Origin of the sequence: Gordonia iterans (assembly GCF_002993285.1) — a bacterium.
GTDB lineage: Bacteria > Actinomycetota > Actinomycetes > Mycobacteriales > Mycobacteriaceae > Gordonia > Gordonia iterans.
The window spans coordinates 2,147,425-2,166,154 of record NZ_CP027433.1 but is presented as its reverse complement, the minus strand read 5'-3'; the positions used below and the strand labels follow the sequence as shown (position 1 = coordinate 2,166,154).

Sequence of the window (18,730 nt, the reverse complement as noted above, 5' to 3'; positions counted from 1 at the left end):
GGCCCCTGTATGAAATTCTCAAACAACGCACCGCGCCGGAGCCTTCGTCCGACACGGTCTTCGACGGCTCACCGTGATGAGCCTTCGACGACTGACCGTCATGCAGCGCCTGGAAGGCAGGTCAGGGTCCGCCTGGCGTTCGACCGCATGGGCTCTCGATCCCGGTCGGGATGCTCCGGATCGACAGGCGGCACGAACCACGGATGCCGGTCTGCACCGATGTACACCTCCCATCCCAGTCGATGAATCCATCCGTGATGCCGACGGCAGAGCAGCACACCGTTGTCCAGGCTCGTCGGACCGCCGTCCTTCCACTCCACCGCGTGATGCGCATCGCAGTGCGAGACCGGAGCACCGCAGCCGGGGAAGGCGCACCCGCGGTCGCGGATCGCGAGCGCCTTCCGGATACCCGGCGTCATCAATCGAGCCTCCCTGCCGACGAACAGCGGCACGCCTTCCCCCGACACCAGCGATGCGCACACTGCCGCCTCGCACATCACCAGTTCAGCGGTCCGCGCTGAGACCGCACCGCAGAAGCCCAGTGTCGGCACCCGTGGAAGCCGACCGCGGCCGTCCCCGCCACTGGCGCCTGCTCGGCCCGCACGCTCCTCGGCAGTCCCCTCTGCACCGGACTCCTCTGAAACAGCCGTCACGTCGACCCTCTCTACGACAGCACCTGCCGTCCCCTCCGCCGCCCGGCGGGCCCCCTCGTCCCGAACGACGAGGCCCGTTGCCGCGACGGGAACGATCAGCGTGACGTGCGGCAGCACCCCACCCGATTCCGGACGGTTCGATCCCGACAAGTACGTCCGCACCACCTCTCCCAGTGCGTCCGCACGTCGCTGTGCCGCCGAGCGCGGGTCCGGTGACCCGTCGGCGTCGGGCACCGGCCGGCACAGCGGGTCGATCGCCGAGAACAGTTCCTCTCCGGCGAGCACGTCCAGGTCGAGTGTCGCCTCGACGCGGCCGTCGTCGCTGCGCCGCAAAGTCATCTCGTTCAGTTCCGCATCCTCGGCGACCGGCGGCCGTCCCTCGTCGGCCTCCTCCGGAGACATCGCGATGGCCCATTCCCGCGCCTTTGCCGCGACCTGCGCGGGCGTCGTCTGCACCATCAGCGACGTGATCACCGCCTCCCGTTCTGCATCGGAGATCCCGTCCACGCGGCGGTCGACATGCGACATGCCCCTGACCACCGCATCACCGAACTCGGCCGAGACCGCCCCGTCGCGCATACCCCGAGACACCACCTCGACGCGGTCGACTGCCGACCCCAGACGTGCAGCCCGCATCGCCACCGCGGGCGCGGCCCCCAATCCCATCAACAGGGCCGCACCGCTGCGTACACGTTTGCGCGCAGGAATCGCCATCCGCTCGGCGGCTGCCACCGCACACGCCAACCCGTGATCGACCACGTTGCGCAGCCGCAGGAGGGCGGCGGCGACCGCGAGCACTTCCCTGTCGTCGTCGACTGCTCTCGCCCGAGTGAGGAACTCGCCGAGACCGGACGGTTCAGCGTCCCCCGGCCGATCGCGGGCGACCCCTTCCGTGAGCTCATCAGACAATGCGTCGGCCATCGCGACCAGAGTGACGGCGTCCATCACCGCTCCCCTCCCGACTCGGGTTAGAACCTTCTTGCACCGGTCGAGCCCGATCCGCCCCACGGATCACGGCCACTCGGATTCGCTCAAGTGTTCTAACTAGAAATGACTCTATCGTCCCCCTCCGACAGAATTGCCACGGCGCAACTGCCTCGCACAGACCCTCCGAAGGAACGGGCGTCGCCGAGGTCCGTCGATGCGATCCGGCCTGACGTCTGGATGCCCACACGCGCAGCCCTGTCAGAGCCGCACATTATGGTGTGAACAGCTGAGACGAGGAGGGGTCATGGGGGAGCTGCATATCACCGACCTGAAGCCGGGCATGCTGCTGTCCGGCCGCTGGCCGACTCCGGTCACTCTCGTCGCCGTCACCCCGCAGAGCGAGACATCCGCGACAGTCGTCGTCCGCGGCGACGACGGCGCGTTCAGCGAGGAGATGCTCTTCGCCGACGACCTCGCCGCCGTTACCCTCGTCCAGGACGAAGGACGCCGCTGGACCTTCGGCGCAGACCCGCAGCAGTTCCGCCTCGCCACCGAGGCGCTGCGGATTTCCATGGCCGGCATCGGCGATCCGATGGTCGCGGTCGCCACCAGCGACATCTCGCCCCTGCCCCATCAGCTGCGAGCGGTCTACGGCGAATTGCTCCCGCGAACGCCGTTGCGCTTCCTGCTCGCCGACGACCCCGGCGCCGGCAAGACGATCATGGCCGGCCTGTACGCGAAGGAACTGCTGCTGCGCGGCGACCTCGCGCGAATGCTGATCGTCGCACCGGGAGGTCTCGTCGAACAGTGGCAGGACGAGCTCGGATCCAAGTTCGGTCTCCAGGCCACGGTGCTCAGCCGCGAGCTGATCGCCGCGAGCCCCCACGGCGACCCGTTTCCCGGGAACCCGCTGATGATCGCGCGGATGGACCAGCTCGCGCGGAACCCCGAACTGCTCGCTCACCTGGAGGATTCCGAGTGGGACCTGGTCGTCGTCGACGAGGCGCACAGAATGTCGGCGAGCTGGCATGGCCCCGGCGGCGACCTCCGCGAGACGCAGCGCTTCAGACTCGGTCGGCTGCTGGGGACCGTCACGCGGAACCTCCTGCTGATGACCGCCACCCCGCACGCGGGCAACGAGGACAACTTCCAGGTGTTCCTCTCCCTGCTCGACGAGGACCGGTTCGCCGGACGACAGCAGTCCAGCGGCACGGCAGACACCACCGGTCTCATGCGCCGCATGGTCAAGGAGGAACTCCTCACCTTCGAGGGCAAGCCCCTGTTTCCCGAACGGATCGCCGAGACCGTGCCGTACAAACTGTCGCACGACGAGCGGGAACTGTACGAGGAGGTGACCCACTACGTCCGGCATCAGATGAATCAGGTGATTCGCGACGGGGATTCGCCGCAGCGGCGCACCGTAGGATTCGCGCTGACCGTGCTGCAGCGACGTCTCGCCTCCAGCACCCACGCCGTGCTTCGCAGCCTCGAGCGGCGGCGCGACCGGCTCCGGAACAGACGAACCGATCTCGCCGCCGGGCGCGTCCGGGCAGACGGCCCGGTGGACGGCCCGGGGGTCCACTCCCTGCGGAATCTCGACGACTACGACGCCGACGAGTACTCCGCCGAGGAGTTCGAAACCCTCGAAGACGAGGTCCTGGATGCGGCGACGGCCGCGCGCACCGTCGCCGAACTCGACGCCGAGATCGTCGTGCTCGACCAGCTCGTCACCCTCGCCACGCGCGTCCGCGACCGCGGCATCGACGAGAAGTGGAGCCAGCTCCGGAGCCTCCTCACTGATCGGAACCTGCTGCGCGACGAGGACGGCCGCCCCCGAAAGCTCATCATCTTCACCGAACACCGCGACACGCTCGACTACCTCGCGCAACAGCTGCGGAACATCATCGGGAACGACGACGCCGTGCTCACCATCCACGGCGGAACGTCGCGCACTGATCGGATCGCCGTCCGCGAGCAGTTCACCAACGAGCCCACGCGCCAGATTCTGGTCGCCACCGACGCCGCCGGGGAGGGCCTCAATCTGCAGGCCGCGCACCTGATGATCAATTACGACCTCCCGTGGAATCCGAACAGGATCGAGCAGCGCTTCGGCAGGATCCATCGCATCGGTCAGCGGAACGTCTGCCGACTGTGGAACATCGTCGCCGACGAGACCCGCGAGGGGCACGTGTACGCCCGGCTGCTGGACAAGATGGAGCAGCAGCGGGCGGCGTACGGCGGCAAGCTGTTCGACGTCCTGGGCGAGGCCTTCGCCGACCGGCCGCTGCGTGACCTGCTGTGGAACGCGATCCTCTACGGCGACGACCCGCAGCGTCTCGAGGAGATCGAAAGGGTGGTCAACGCCGAGATCGCCGAGGGCTGCGAGACGCTGATCGCCGAACGCGCGCTGGCGCACGAGACGCTCAACCGCACTCAGCTCGACCGGCTGCGCCGCGAGATGGACGAGGCTCATGCCCGTCGCCTGCAGCCGCACTACATCGAGTGCTTCTTCCGCGCGGCGTTCAGCGAACTCGGCGGACGACTGTCCAGGCGCGAGCACGGCAGGTTCCAGATCTCCAATGTGCCCGCCGTCCTGCGGGCCAGGGACACGCGCAAGGCGCACGGCGGCCGTCCCGTCACCCGTGCGTACGAACGCGTCACCTTTGACCCGGCCGCGGTGTCCGGCACGGTCCGCGCGGATCTGCTGGCGCCCGGCCATCCGCTGATGGACGAGCTGCTCGACGTCGTCGTCGATACTCGCTCCGCCGCACTGCGCTCCGGTGCCACCTTGTTCGCACCCGAGGATCCGAGCACCGAGCCGTACGTGATCGTGGCGATGTCCGGCGAGGTGGTCGACGGTCACGGCGTCGCGGTGAGCAAGCGATTCGCCTTCGTGCGGGTCGACGCCGACGGCAGCGTCTCCGATGCCGGACCGGCTCCCCACCTCGACCTCGTCCCGCTGCCTGACGCCACCTCGGACAGCTCGGTGACGGTCCTTTCGACACGGGCTCGTACCTCGCCCGGCTCAAGGAGCGAAGGGGAACACTCGCTGGTCGGACCCTCGCTGGTTGAGCCGGTGAGGAACGCAGTGACGAACCGCGTCGAAGCCACCCCCTCGCCGATGGTTGAGCCGGTGAGGAACGCAGTGACGAACCGTGTCGAAACCACCCCCTCGCCGATGGTTGAGCCGGTGAGGAACGCAGTGACGAGCCGTGTCGAAGCCACCCGCCTGGAAGAGACCGCCACCGCGTGGGCCGCCACCGTCGCACAGCAGAACCATCTCCGCGACGTCCGCGACCGCCTCCTCCCGACCGTCGAGAAGACCCGGTCCGCCGTGCGGGAACGCCTCGTGGAGCAGATCAACCATCTCTCGTCACACGCCGCCCGGCTGCGGGAAGAGCGCGATGCCGGCAGTCGACGACGACGCCGCCAGAGCCCGGAGCGGCTCGAGCAGCTGGCGCAAGAGCTGGAGGTCCGCCTCGGACGCCGGATGGCCGAGCTCGACCGGGATGCATCGCTCAATGCCCGTCCGCCGGTGCTCCAGGCCGCGATGCTCGTGATCCCGGCCGGCGCGATCCACGGCCCGGTGGGAGACCGCGCACGCGACACCGCGGCGACCGATCGACGCGCCGTGGCGGCGGTGATCGCCGCCGAGATCGCCCTCGGTCGCCTCCCGGAGGAGATGCCGCACAACAACCCGGGTTACGACATCATCTCCGAGCATCCCGCGCCCGCGACCGCGGAGGGCACGCGTCGCCCGCCCGTCTTCATCGAGGTCAAGGGTCGCGTCGAGGGCGGCGCGACCTTCCACGTCAGTGCCAACCAGGTGCTCTACGCCAAGAACACCGGGCACGATCACCGGCTCGCGATGGTCCGAGTCAGCGACCGCGGGCCCGAGTACGACGAGGTGCGCTACCTCGCCGACTACTTCCACGATTTCGACACGGGCGGCGCCGATCTCGCCGGCGTCGAGATCGACTGGAACAGCGCCTGGTCCAAGGCGCGGCCGCCTCACTGAACCGGCGCCTCGCACGCCCGACGACCCCGACTTTCACATGCACACCATGATGTGTCATTCTGTTCTGTTCCGCGCGGCCTGAGTCCGGGGAACACCCGACCGCCGTTTCCGCCACCTGATCGATATGAGGACCTCCGTGACCAACGACGCACACCGTGTTGTGAACCGGCGCAAGCTGATCGAGACCAGCATTCCACTCCAGAAGATCAACGAGGAGTCGGCCCGCGAGAAGTCCATCCGGCACGGTCACCCGTCCACGCTCCATCTGTGGTGGGCACGACGACCGCTCGCCGCAGCTAGAGCGGTCCTCTTCGCACAGTTGGTGGACGACCCCGCCGGCCGTCCCGACCTCTATCCGACCGAGGACGAGCAGGACGCCGAGCGCAAGCGCCTCTTCGAGCTGATCGAACGCCTGGTGGTGTGGGAGAACTCGAACGACGAGGCCCTGCTCGACGAAGCACACCGGAAGATTCTCGAGTCGACCGACGGAAACCCTCCGCCGATCCTCGACCCCTTCGCCGGCGGCGGCTCTATCCCGCTCGAGGCACAACGCCTCGGCCTCGAAGCCCACGCATCCGATCTGAACCCGGTCGCTGTCCTGATCAACAAGGCGCTCATCGAGATCCCGCCGAAGTTCGCCGGACAGCGCCCCGTGTTCCCCGGCGCCGTCGACGAGACCATCCAGAACTGGCCGCGCGCCACCGGACTGGCCGAAGACGTCCGGCGCTACGGCCAGTGGATGCGCGACGAAGCCGAGAAGCGTATCGGTCACCTGTACCCGAAGGCTCAGCTGCCCGACGGCTCCGAAGCGACGGTGATCGCCTGGATCTGGGCGCGCACCGTCACCTGCCCCAACCCGGAGTGCCGGATCGACATGCCGCTGGTCCGCTCGTGGTGGCTGGGCAAGAAGAAGGGCAAAGAGGCCTACGTCGTGCCCGTCATCGAGGGCAAGACCGTGCGATACGAGATCGGCCACGACCCTGCTCACGCCCCGACTAAGGAGAACGACGGCACCGTCGGCCGTACGGGTGCGACGTGTATCCGATGTGAGATGGCAGTCGATTTGAAGTACGTCAGGGCTGAGGCGAAGAGCGGCCGAATGGGTGTGGAACTCATTGCGACTGTTGCCGAAGGCACCCGGCAGCGCGTATATCTGCCGCCAACCGCGGCCATGATCGATGCTGCCCATGTCCCCTCGCCGGATTCTGCGCCGCGGGGAGCCATCCCCGACAAGGCTCCAAGCTTTCGGGTCCAGGCGTACGGATTCGAGAACTACACAGACCTCTTCACCCCGCGCCAGCTGACGGCCCTCACCACGTTCAGCGACCTCGTCGGCGAGGCCCGGGAACGCGTCGAGCAGGACGCCCTTGCCGCCGGCCTGGAACTCGGCACCCGCCTCGACGAGGGCGGTACCGGTGCCGCTGCTTACGCCGACGCCGTCGCCACGTACCTCGGACTGGTCGTCAGCCGGTGCACTGACTATTGGTCCGCCTTATGCAGTTGGCACAACACCGGCGAGAAGATGCGAAACACGTTCGGGCGCCAAGCCATCCCCATGATCTGGGATTACGCTGAGTGCTTCCCATTCTCCTCATCGTCGGGCGGATTCCCCGGGCAGCTCGCCTGGACGGTGAAATCGCTGGCCCATACTCCGGCACGACCGCACGCGCTTGCGACAACGCAAAGCGCCCAATCTGCGGTGGGTGTCGGCGACCTGCTTTCCACGGATCCGCCCTACTACGACAACATCGGCTACTCGGACCTGTCCGACTTCTTCTACGTCTGGCTGCGTCGCTCCCTCGGAACGATCCACCCGTCGATCTTGTCGACCATGCTGGTCCCGAAGACCGAAGAGTTGGTCGCGAATCCGTATCGCCACGGAGGTAAGCAGGGTGCCCACGAGTTCTTCGAGGACGGCTTCCGCGAGGTCTTCCGCAAGGCTCGCGAGCACGCGTACGAGGACTTCCCCATCACCGTCTACTACGCCTTCAAGCAGCAGGACACCAGCAAGGACGGCCAGGCATCCACGGGCTGGGAGACCTTGCTGGAGGGCATGATCCGCTCCGGCTGGCAGATCACCGCTACGTGGCCGATGCGGTCTGAACTCGGCAATCGCATGCTGAGCCAGGGTACCAACGCGCTGGCCTCCTCCATCGTCCTCGCGCTCCGTCCGCGCCCGGACGGCGCACCCCGGATCGACCGCCGCGGATTCCTCTCCGCTCTCAAAGCCGAGCTTCCCGACGAGCTGCGGACCCTCCAGCAGGGGTCCATCGCCCCGGTCGACCTGCCCCAGGCCGCGATCGGCCCCGGTATGGCGGTGTTCTCCCGTTACAGCGGCGTCCTGGAGGACGACGGCACCAAGATGACCGTCCGCACCGCATTGCAGCGGATCAACACGATCCTCGACGAGGTGCTGACCGAATTGGAGAACGACTTCGACGCCCCGACCCGCTTCGCCCTCACCTGGTTCCGGCAGAACGGCTTCGCCAGCGGCGTGTTCGGCGAGGCGGAGTCGATCGCCAACGCGCGCGGCATCTCGCTCGACGCACTGGAGCGTTCCGGCATCCTCACCAAGGGCGGCGGCAAGGTCGCACTGATCGCCCCGAGCGACCTGCCCGCCGACTACGATCCCGCCACCGACCAGTCGATCAGCCACTGGGAGATCGTCATGCACCTCACACGCGTGCTCGACGACGGCGGCGTGCCCGCGGCCAGCGCGCTCCTCGGACAGGTGCCGTCGTCCGTCGACGCCGACCTGTGCCGGGAACTCGCCAGTCTGCTGTTCAAACTCGCCGAGGACCGCAAGCAGACCGCCCTCGCGGTGAGCTTCAACAACCTCGGCGCCGCCTGGAATCAGATCGCGCGCGGAGCGTCGTCGTCGAGCACCCAGGGCACGATCGAGTTCTGAAACACCGGCGAGCTCTGAAACACCGGCGCGAGCACCGGCAGCCCACCGAGCTCCGGTGCCGGCGCGAGCCTGCGCCGCGGTGTCGATCACGCACCAGAACTGTCCGACCACTTGGATACCCTTCTCTCATACTGCACACCATGGTGTGCACCCGAAGACAGGAGCAACTGTGGCGCTGAGCAATCGCGACCGGATCAACCAGGCGATGGACCTGCTGGGGCCGGCACTGAACCGCTTTCTCACCGAGACGATCGGCCCAGACCTGCCGCCCGAGTTCGACGGCGGCTGGATCGAGCTGCTTCGGCGCGCGAAGGACGCTCACCCGTCCAAGGAGTTCAACCCGGACGACCCCTACGACAGCCTCCGCATGCTGACCGACGGGGTCACCTGGAAGATCCAGCGGGGCTGGGACCCGATCGGCAAGAAGCTCTCGCGCGCCCAGTCCGGCATGGCCACCGAGCTCATCCAGGTCCGCAACGACCTCGCTCACGCCAAGGCCTTCAACAACGAGGACGCCCAGCGCGCCCTGGACACGATCAACCGGTTCCTCCTGGCCATCGGTGCTCCCCGCGACGCCGAGCACGTCGCCAAGCTGCGCGACGACGTGCGACGCATCGCCTACGACCGCGCCGACACCGGCACCGCCCGCCGGAGCCCCAAGCTCAACGCCGGCTCGGACACGCTGCCGCCGTGGCGCGAGATCCTCGCCCCGCACCCCGACGTGCAGAAGGATCAGTTCAACGCCGCCGAGTTCGCCGCCGACCTGTACACGGTCGCGATGAAGAGCGGCGGCCACAAGACGGAGTACACCGATCCTCGTGAGTTCTTCGCCCGCACCTACCTGACCGAAGGCCTGCGCGAACTGATCACGCGCAACGTCGCCCGCATGACCAGGGACGCGAACGCCTCGCCCGTCGTGAACCTCCAGACCAACTTCGGCGGCGGCAAGACGCACTCGATGCTCGCGCTCTGGCACATCGCCTCGGATGCCACGAGCGCCGACCTCGGTGGCGAGGTCGGCGAGCTCGCCTACCCGCTGGACGAGCTGAAGAAGACGATCGGGATCCGGCGCGCCGCTCTCGTCGGCAACCAGATGGAGCCGGCGAGCATCGACCACACCGACGGGCGGCCCGGCATCCGCACCATGTGGGGCGAGCTCGCCTGGCAGCTGGGCGGACAGGACGGCTACGACATCGTCGCCGAGGCCGACCGCGCCTCGACCAATCCGGGCGCAGCGCTCCGCGAGCTGTTCCAGCTGTACTCGCCCGCCGTGATCCTCATCGACGAATGGGTGGCCTACGCCCGGCAGCTGGTCAGCAACCCCGAACTCCCGGCTGGCGACTTCGACACACAGTTCACCTTCGCGCAGACGCTGACCGAGGCCGCGCGTGCGATTCCCGGCATCCAGGTGGTCATCTCGATCCCCGCGTCGTCGAAGTCGGGCGATGCTGACGAGGTCAGTGAAGAGGAGGTCGGCGGCGAACACGGACTTCTCGCTCTCGAACGCCTGAAGAAGGTGGTCAACCGGACCGCCGACCAGTGGCAGCCCGCGAACGCACAGGAGAGCTTCGAGATCGTCCGGCGACGGATCTTCTCGGTCCCCGATGCCGCCGCGCTCAGTGAGATCAGTGTCGCCGCCAAGACTCTCGTCGACTTCTACCGCAAGCATCACGCCGACTTCCCGAGCGAGACACGGGATCCGGAGTACATCAACCGGATCAAACAGTGCTATCCGATCCATCCGGAACTGTTCGACCGGCTCTACCAGGACTGGTCCACTCTCGAGAAGTTCCAGCGCACCCGCGGCGTCCTGCAGTTGATGAACCGTGTCGTCGGGACGCTGTGGCGCGATCAAGACCCCAACGCACTCGTCATGCCGGGCACCGTCCCCCTCGCCGACGCCGACGTGGTCTCCGAGGTCACCAAGTACCTCGACGACAACTTCAAACCCGTCATCACCACCGACGTCGCGGGCGCGGGTTCTGTTCCCTGGCAGGTAGATCGCGACAACGAATACTTCGGGCGACGAGGCACCGCCCAGCGGCTGGCGCGCGCGACCTTCATGGCGGCCACTCCGGGCCTGCACACCGCACACAAGGGCGCGGAGAAGAAGCGCATCTTCCTCGGCACCGCGCTGCCCGGTGACGTTCCCGGCAACTTCCATTCCGCCATGGACATGCTGGCCAACGAGTCCACGTACTTGTACACCGACGGCGGGCGCTACTGGTACGACACCCAAGCGAACACCACCCGCGCCGCTCGTGACCACGCGGCCGGCCTTCCGGAGGCCGATGTGTGGGCAGAAGTCCGGCGCCGTCTGGAAGCACTGCGCCGGGAGACCGGCGACAAGACTTTCACCGGACACCACCTGTGCCCGGAGTCGTCGGCCGACGTCCCCGACGAGCCGAGCACCCGCCTGGTAGTGGTGCCGATGAAGCACACGCACTCCGCGCGCAATACCGAGTCCGGCGCCCTCAAGTGGGCCGACGACGTCGTCCGGCACGTGGGCTCGTCGAATCGCCTGTACAAGAACTCGCTGGTCTTCCTCGCGGCAGACGACAAGCGAGCACGCGAACTCGACTCTGCGGTCCGCGACTATCTGGCCTGGAAATGGGTCGCCGAGAACGCCGACTCGCTCGGTTTGGGCGGCCAGCAGACCACCCAGGCCGGCGAACGACGGGCTGCCGCCGGCGAGATCGCCTCGGCGCGGCTGCTCGACGCGTTCACCTGGGGGATCTACCCCGTGCAGCCCGACGGCGCGCCGACCTTCTCGCTGGAGACCACGTCCACCGGCGGCAGCGGCACAGACCTGTTCGCGCGCACCGCGCGAAGGCTCAGCGAGGAGATCACCACCGTGCGGTCGTCGTCGTTGATCCGGATGGACCTGAGCGGACGTCTCGCACCGGCGTGGGAGGAGGGCCACGTCGAGGTCGGCCGGCTGTACCGCTACTACGCCACCTACCCGTATCTGCCGCGGCTGCGCGACGAGAACGTCCTGATCGACGGCCTGTACTCGGTGAAGGACGACGTGATCGGGTGGCGGCAGGACGGCTTCGCCTTCGCCGACGCATGGGACGCCGAGACCGGGCGATACCTCGGGATCCATCTGCCGAGTCACGAAGCGACGCTGCACCTCAGCGAAAGCACCCTGGTGGTGAAACCAGAGCTGGCCGAGGAACAGTACGAGCGCGACGTCGCCGAGGCCACGGATCACGACAACGGTGGCGCCGCACCGCAAGAGCCGAGCCCCGAGACGGGCACTGGCCAAACAACGAAGCCCCCGGAATCGTCTGCCCCGCAAGGTCATCGACGGTACTTTGGCTCTGTGGCACTGGACTCGCAGTTTCCGGCGCGAGACTTCAACGACGTGCAGCAGGAGGTGCTCCGCCATCTCATCAAGCCGGGTGTCCAGCTGGAGATCCGACTCGAGATTCAAGCGGTCGCCGCCGACGGGTTCGACGACGCCACCGAGCGCACTGTGCGCGAGAACTCGGCCACGCTCGGCTTCGATCCGCACAGCTTCGAGAAGGACTGACGGTACGCGTAGTGGAGACACACACGCCTCCACGAGTGCTGCACCTCTTCGACCGCCGCACTCGCGCGGCCGCGTCGGAGGCCGGCTCCCCCCGCTGCCGGCCTCCGACGCTTTCCCCCCGGATCGCGCAGTCGCCCCACATCCCCCGCGTGCGGCGACTGCGCGACCTCCCCCGAACGGCGAATCCACCATCCGCCCGGCTGGCGGATTCATACCGTCCCAGTCATTAGACGCGACGTGATCCGTTCTGGTTCCCGCTTTGAGAAATCTACTTACACGAACATACCCGCGTCAACCGGACACGACCGAGCAACGACGGGAATGCCGTCGGCCGTGAGCATCACGGCACCTGAAGCACCAGCTTTCCGGCGACGTGCCCGGCTTCGCCGCGGAGGTGCGCGGCCCGAACGGCCTCGATGTCGCCGAGCCGGTACCGGCCTGCGATCACCGGAGTCACCGCGCCGGAGGCGACGAGTCCGGCGACGGCCGTCATCCCGGCATGGTCCGCCTCCACGAGCATGGGCACATGCCGGACGCCCGCCGAGACGGCCGCGTCGCCGAGCATCGGAGTGTCGAGCAGGTTGAGCGAGACGATCGTGCCACCCGGGCGCGTCACCGCCAGCGACTGCACCGTGACCGCGCCGCCGACCGCGTCGAGCACGACGTCGACCGGCTCGAGCCCGTCGAGGAACCCGTCCACGGAGTAGTCGAGGACCTCGTCGGCGCCCAACCGGCGCACCAGATCGTGATTGGCGGGACTCGCCGTTCCGATGACGTACGCACCCAGCGATGCGGCGATCTGCACCGCGAAGTGCCCCACGCCCCCGGCTGCGGCGTGAATCAGCACCCTCCGGCCCGGTGCGACGCCCGCCGTGTCGACGAGTGCCTGCCACGCGGTCAGCGCGGTCAGCGGCACCGCACCGGCCACGTCGAGATCGAGGTCGTCGGGCACCGGAACCACCGACCGTGCCGGCACGACCACGTACTCAGCCGCCGAGCCGACGCCGAACGGATACGGCAGCATGCCGAAGACCCGGTCTCCGGGTCGGTGGACGGCGACGCCGAGACCCACTTGTTCCACCACTCCGGCCACCTCCCACCCCAGCACCCGGGGACTCGGATCCCCCGCGGGATCACCGAGGAACCCCGGAATCCGCCGGTGCCCCCAATCGGTGGGATTCAGCCCGGTGGAGACCACCCGGATCAGCACGTGCGACGGCCCCGGCACGGGCCGCTCTACCTCGCGCAGTTCGAGCACTCCGGCATCGCCGAGCCGGGTCTGCACGATCGCCTTCATAGTGGTCGCGGGGGCGGTGGTGACAGTCATCGAGACACTCCTCATCTGTGGTTCGCCAAGGGGGCCAATACAGCGTCTCCCCAGCGCCTGCGCCGCCGAAAGTGGCCCGGAGGTCGATATATGAGAAGATCGGGCCATGCCTGGATCCGTCGTCGTCCTCGCCGACCACGGGGTGATGCCCTTCGAGATGAGCCTGCCCGGCCGCGTGTTCGGGACGGCGAACGACTCCGCCGGCGCACCCCTCTACGACGTCCAGATCTGCACGCTCGACGGTCGGCCGGTCACCGCGGCCGGCGGATTCGACGTAGCGCCCCGGCACGACGCGTCCGTGGTCCGGACCGCGGACGTGGTCGTCGTCGCACCCTCGGCTCACCACGCAGAACTCACTCCCGACGGACCGCCGCCCGACCTCGCGACAGTCCTCGACGAGGCTCCTCCGCACGCCAGGATCGCCTCGGTGTGCCTCGCCTCGTACGTGCTCGCCGCCGCCGGGCACCTCGACGGCCGATCGGCGACGACCCACTGGATCGCCGCCGAGCAGTTCGCCCGCACCTTCCCCGCGGTACACGTGCGCGCCGACGCCCTCTACGTCGACGAGGGTCGCTTCCTGACCTCGGCGGGCGCCACCAGCGGGATCGACATGATGCTGCACATGCTCCGCACCGAACACGGCAGCGCCGTCGCCAACGACGTCGCCCGCCGGTGCGTCGTGCCCTCGTGGCGCGACGGCGGTCAACTGCAGTACATCGCCCAGCAGATCCCCGACGTCGACGCCGACGACCTCGCCGCCACCCTCGAATGGGCCCGCGACCGCCTCGGCGACCCGCTCACCGTCGACGACCTGGCACGGCACGCCCGCATGTCGCGGCGGACCTTCACCCGCCGCTTCCGGACGGCCACCGGAACCAGCCCCATCGCGTGGCTCCTCGCCCAGCGCACCGAGTACGCCAAGCTGCTCTTGGAGAGCACCGACCGCACCGTGGACGACGTCGCCCACCGCGCCGGATTCGGTTCGGCGAGCGCGCTCCGCAAACACCTGCGGCACCGCTTCGGCGTCTCCCCGACCGACCACCGGCGCGCCTTCGGCACCCGGTAGAGCACGGGCGATTGAGCCGGAGCCGGCGACACGGTACAACGGCATCATGCTCGACGACACCGCACGCGATTCCGCGGCCCGCTCGGTAGGCGACACCGTGATCGAACTCGCCGACGATCCCTCGGAAGCCTCCGCGATCGCCGTCGTCGCCGCCGCGACGTTCCCGCTCGCATGTCCACCGCACTCGACGCCCGACGACGTCGCGGCGCACATCGCGATGCATCTCGCGCCGGCGAACGTCGCGGCCTGGATCGCCGACGATGCCTACGACGTGGTCGTCGCACGGCACCACGACGACGGCGTGATCGGCTACACGCTGCTGGTCCACTCCGCGCCGTCCGACGACGACGTCCGGACCGCACTGGGCCTCGAGGGCACCTCCGGCCCGGCACGGATCACAGAGATCTCCAAGATGTACGTGCTGCCGGAGCACCACGGCACCACACGGAGCGACCGCCCGTCGCACCGCCTCATGGCGGCCGCCCTCGACGTCGCCCGCGCGAAGGGCTCCACCCGCGCCTGGCTCGGCGTGAACCAGGAGAACCGCCGAGCTCTGCGCTACTACGCGAAGATGGGCTTCACCCGTGCGGGCACCAAGACCTTCGACATGAACGGCGCCGTCGAGCACGACTACGTGCTGGTCCGCGATCTCTGAAGCACCGGCCGCCGCGGCAGCCGGCGGCCACCTGTCCGGTATCGGCGGGACGATCCGCCCGAGCACCTCGAAGCAGGGGTGCCGGGCACCCTCGATTCGTTCTGAGCACCCTCAGTCGAAGGTGCCAGACCGAGACCGAGGTGCCGGGCACCCTCGTCTCGGATCACCGGCGGCGGTCGTCGCCTGATCGAGCGGCCCCGGGGCGAACGAGGAGGCGGGCGAACTCAGGACGCAGCGGTCTCGGCGAACCGCGACAGCGCCAGCAGGCGCGACGTGGCGCGCAGGTACTTCTTGCGGTAGCCGCCGGCCACCATCTCCGGCGTGAACAGCTCGTCGAGCTTGGCGCCGGAGACGACGACGGGGATGTCCGCGTCGTACAGGCGATCGGCGAGGGCGACGAGGCGCAGCGCCACCGCCTGGTCCGGTGCCGGGCGCACATCGCTGATGCAGACCAGGCTCACACCGTCGACCAGCGCCTTGTACTTGGAAGGATGCAGCTTGGCCAGGTGCGCCGTGAGGTCGTCGAAACTGTCCAGCGTCGCACCCGGCGTGGCCTCGGCCTGCGCCACCAGGTCGGCGTTCGACGCCGGCTCGGGCGCCGGGGGCAAGTCGCGGTGGCGGTAGTCGGGACCGTCGACGCGCAGGGTCTCGAAGATCGACGACAGCTTCTGGATCTCGCGCAGGAAATCCTGCGCGGCGAAGCGACCCTCACCGAGCTGACCCGGCAGCGTGTTCGACGTCGCCACGATGGAGACGCCGCGGGCGCTGAGCTCGGTGAGCAGCCGCGAAACCACCATGGTGTCGCCCGGATCGTCCAGCTCGAACTCGTCGATGCACAGCACACTGTGGTCCGAGAGTCGGGCCAGAGTGTCGGCATAGCCGAGCGCGCCGACCATGTTGGTCACCTCGCCGAAGGTCGCGAACGCCTTGGGACCGGGCATCGAGTGGTACACCGACGCGAGCAGGTGGGTCTTGCCGACGCCGAAGCCGCCGTCGAGGTAGAGGCCGATCCCCTGCGGCGGCGCGGACTTGCGGAAGAACCCCCGCTTGCCGCCACGCACCTTGGACGCGCGCTCCACGAAGTTGCGCGCGGCCGCGACCGCCGCAGCCTGACTGGGCTCGTTCGGATCCGGAATGTACGAGTCGAAACTGACCTCGTCGAACATCGACGGTGGAACCAGCTCCCCGATCAGCGTGTCCGCATCGATCACAGGATTCTTGTCGGAGAGTCGTGCCACCATGCGAGGAGCCTATCGAGTCGGGTACCACTGGAAGCATGTTCCTTCTGCAGAAAGCGACACAGGTCACAAACGGATCCGCAGCACCGGAACCCGAGGACGTCGAGTCGTGGCTGCGGGAGCACTACGCCTACCCGGCCGCGCGCAGCGACGGCGGCCCGTTCATCCGGGCCAACTTCGTCGCCTCGATCGACGGGGCCGCCACCGCCGAGGGCCGGTCCGGCGCGCTGGGCTCGGAGGGCGACCGAATGCTGTTCGGCATCCTCCGGGAACTGTCCGACGCGGTGCTCGTCGGTGCCAGCACCGCTCTGACCGAGGACTACGGCATCCCGTCCGCCCGGGCCGACGGGAGCCGACCCACCCTCGTGCTCGCTTCCCGCTCCCTGCGCATACCCGACGACTACACACTCGCGTTCGATGCCGGAACGCTGATCGCCACGTGCACCGCGGCGCCCCGCGACCGGCGCGAGCGGCTGATCGCCGGCGGCGCCACCCTGATCGACTGCGGTGCCGAGACCGTCGAGCCCGCCGCCCTGCGCGCCGCGCTCGGCGAGCGGGAACTGCACCGGGTGATCTGCGAAGGAGGGCCGCGTCTGCACGGCGATCTGATCGCCGCCGGCGTCCTCGACCAGCTGGCGCTGACGGTCAGCCCCCACGTCGCGTCCGGCGAGGGGCCGCGCATCGCCCACGGCGCCGCACCGCGAGACGGTCTGGCTCCGGCCCGGCTGACTCAGCTGATCGGCGACGACGAAGGCTACCTCTACTTCCTCTGGGACCTTCCCTCGGGACCTGCCGGCGACTCTCGGTAGGCTCGCGACCATGCCCCTGCGCCCTCCGCGATTCCGCTTGCTCACGGTGCTGGCGACCGCGCTGCTGTTGGCCACCGGCTGCACCGCCGGACCGGTCGCCGGCCCGGACATCGTCCGCGGCGACGACTCCGGAGGCGGCGATCAGCCCGACGACACCCTGCCCGGGCTGTCGGCGCCGCAGCGCGACCTGGACTACCGGTCGTGCGGCGATCAGCTGGCCCGGACCTACGGTGCACCCGCGCCGGACGGCGTGGAGCTGGAGTGCGCGAGCTACGACTCCCCCGTCGACCCGGCCGCCCCCGACGGCGCGACGATCTCGATCGCCGTAGTGCGCGTCAAGCTGGACTCCACGCCCGCCGACGCGGCGCCTTTGGTCCTGACCACCGGCAATGACCTGCCCACGTCGCGCCTGGCCCTGAACCTGGGCGGCGACGCGGCCAAGCCCCTGCTCGAGAAGCACCCCCTCGTCCTGGTCGACAGCCGCGGTCTCGGCGAATCCGGCACCGTCGACTGCCTGACGCGGGCCCAGCGCGCCGTGTTCGCCGACGACGCGGCATCCGGCACCCGGGACGTCGCCGCCCGCACCACGGTCCTGGCGACCGCCGCGCGGCAGGGCGCCGACATCTGCAATGACACGCTGAGTCCGCATCAGCTCAACTTCGCCAGCCGCGACGCAGCCGCCGACCTCGAGCAGCTGCGCAGCCGCTGGGAGGTCGACCGGATCGGCCTGGTCGGCGTCGGTTCCGGGTCGTCGGTGGCGCTGGCCTATCTCGGCGCACACCCCGATCGGGTGGGGCGATTGATCCTGGACTCGCCGACGGGCTTCAACGTGCAGGCACCCCAGGCTGCGGCGGCGCGCGCCGCGGGCGTGCAGAACTCGCTGGCGGCCTTCGCCGATCGCTGTGCGAACCTGGGCTGCTCCCTCGGCCCGGACGGTGCTGCGACCCTCGACCGGGTGGTCGGCGCCGGCGCCTCCGGTTCTCTTCCCGGACTCTCCGACACGTCCATCCTGACCGCGATCACCACTACCCTCGCCCTCGGCGACACCGACCCGGACGGCCTCAAGCGACTCTCCACCGCGATCACCGAAGCAGACGAGGGCAACTCCGCCCCGCTTACCCGCATGCTGCGCGAATCGTCGCCGCTGCGGAACTCCGACGGCCAACAGGTGGCGCACTGCAACAACATGGTCGGGCGGCCCGGAATCAGCGAGGTTCCCGACTTGGCGCGCAAATGGGCGGCCGATGCGCCGATGACGGCCAACACCGCGGCGTTGAGCCTGGCACGCTGCGACGGCTGGGGCGTCGCGGAGACCGCCGCCGCCCCGTCGTCGTTCCCCGTCCCACCGCTGGTCCTGCTGGGCCAGAACGATCCGATCAACGGACTCAAGTCGGCCGAAGGCATCATCCCGCTGCTGATCACCGCGGGCGCCGAGCAGACCACGGTCAGTTGGGACGGCCTCGGCTATTCGGTGCTCAGCCGCAGCGACTGCGCAGCCGCCCTGGTGGTCGAGTATCTCGGCGACCGGAAGCTCGGCAGCCCCGCGGAGCGCGCGTGCCCCGCCTGAGCTCGTCCGGCGATGTAGTAGTTTCGC

Annotated in this window: 10 protein-coding genes; 7 read left to right on the top strand and 3 right to left on the bottom strand. The window is 68.8% G+C overall.

The genetic code is table 11. The features are described from left to right. Positions 1–98 precede the first annotated feature (98 nt). Positions 99–1,661, bottom strand: a complete 1,563-nt coding sequence (locus C6V83_RS09900) for an HNH endonuclease signature motif containing protein (RefSeq protein ID WP_325027148.1) — start codon at positions 1,659–1,661, stop codon at positions 99–101. Positions 1,662–1,884: 223 nt separating this feature from the next. Between C6V83_RS09900 and C6V83_RS09895 the strand changes: the two genes are divergently transcribed. The 3 genes from C6V83_RS09895 (at position 1,885) to C6V83_RS09885 (ending at position 12,041) form a co-directional block, all read left to right on the top strand. Then, on the top strand, positions 1,885–5,598 hold the full coding sequence (locus C6V83_RS09895) for a helicase-related protein (protein WP_234353984.1): 3,714 nt from the start codon (positions 1,885–1,887) through the stop codon (positions 5,596–5,598). Between the two features lie 136 nt (positions 5,599–5,734). Further along, positions 5,735–8,506: a DUF1156 domain-containing protein gene (locus tag C6V83_RS09890; protein ID WP_105942270.1), complete on the top strand. Its 2,772-nt coding sequence runs from the start codon at positions 5,735–5,737 to the stop codon at positions 8,504–8,506. 169 nt (positions 8,507–8,675) lie between these two features. Next, complete coding sequence (locus tag C6V83_RS09885; protein WP_105942269.1) at positions 8,676–12,041, top strand: DUF499 domain-containing protein; 3,366 nt, start codon at positions 8,676–8,678, stop codon at positions 12,039–12,041. A gap of 340 nt (positions 12,042–12,381) precedes the next feature. On the opposite strand, the gene C6V83_RS09880 is transcribed toward C6V83_RS09885, so the two are convergent. Continuing rightward, complete coding sequence (locus C6V83_RS09880; RefSeq protein WP_199832484.1) at positions 12,382–13,368, bottom strand: NADP-dependent oxidoreductase; 987 nt, start codon at positions 13,366–13,368, stop codon at positions 12,382–12,384. Between the two features lie 106 nt (positions 13,369–13,474). Between C6V83_RS09880 and C6V83_RS09875 the strand changes: the two genes are divergently transcribed. Next, positions 13,475–14,434, top strand: coding sequence for a GlxA family transcriptional regulator (locus tag C6V83_RS09875; protein ID WP_105942268.1), 960 nt, complete (start codon positions 13,475–13,477; stop codon positions 14,432–14,434). A gap of 46 nt (positions 14,435–14,480) precedes the next feature. Next, positions 14,481–15,089: a GNAT family N-acetyltransferase gene (locus C6V83_RS09870; protein ID WP_105942267.1), complete on the top strand. Its 609-nt coding sequence runs from the start codon at positions 14,481–14,483 to the stop codon at positions 15,087–15,089. Between the two features lie 224 nt (positions 15,090–15,313). On the opposite strand, the gene zapE is transcribed toward C6V83_RS09870, so the two are convergent. Then, a complete protein-coding gene (gene zapE / locus C6V83_RS09865; RefSeq protein WP_105942266.1) occupies positions 15,314–16,330 on the bottom strand; it encodes a cell division protein ZapE in 1,017 nt (338 codons plus the stop codon). A 35-nt stretch (positions 16,331–16,365) separates the two neighbouring features. Here zapE and C6V83_RS09860 point away from each other — a divergent pair, with 35 nt between their 5' ends. Beyond that, positions 16,366–17,136 carry a dihydrofolate reductase family protein gene (locus C6V83_RS09860; protein WP_105942265.1) on the top strand — a complete coding sequence of 257 codons (771 nt, stop codon included), beginning with the start codon at positions 16,366–16,368 and terminating at the stop codon, positions 17,134–17,136. 10 nt (positions 17,137–17,146) lie between these two features. Beyond that, a complete protein-coding gene (locus C6V83_RS09855) occupies positions 17,147–18,703 on the top strand; it encodes an alpha/beta hydrolase (protein WP_105942264.1) in 1,557 nt (518 codons plus the stop codon). Positions 18,704–18,730: the final 27 nt, after the last annotated feature.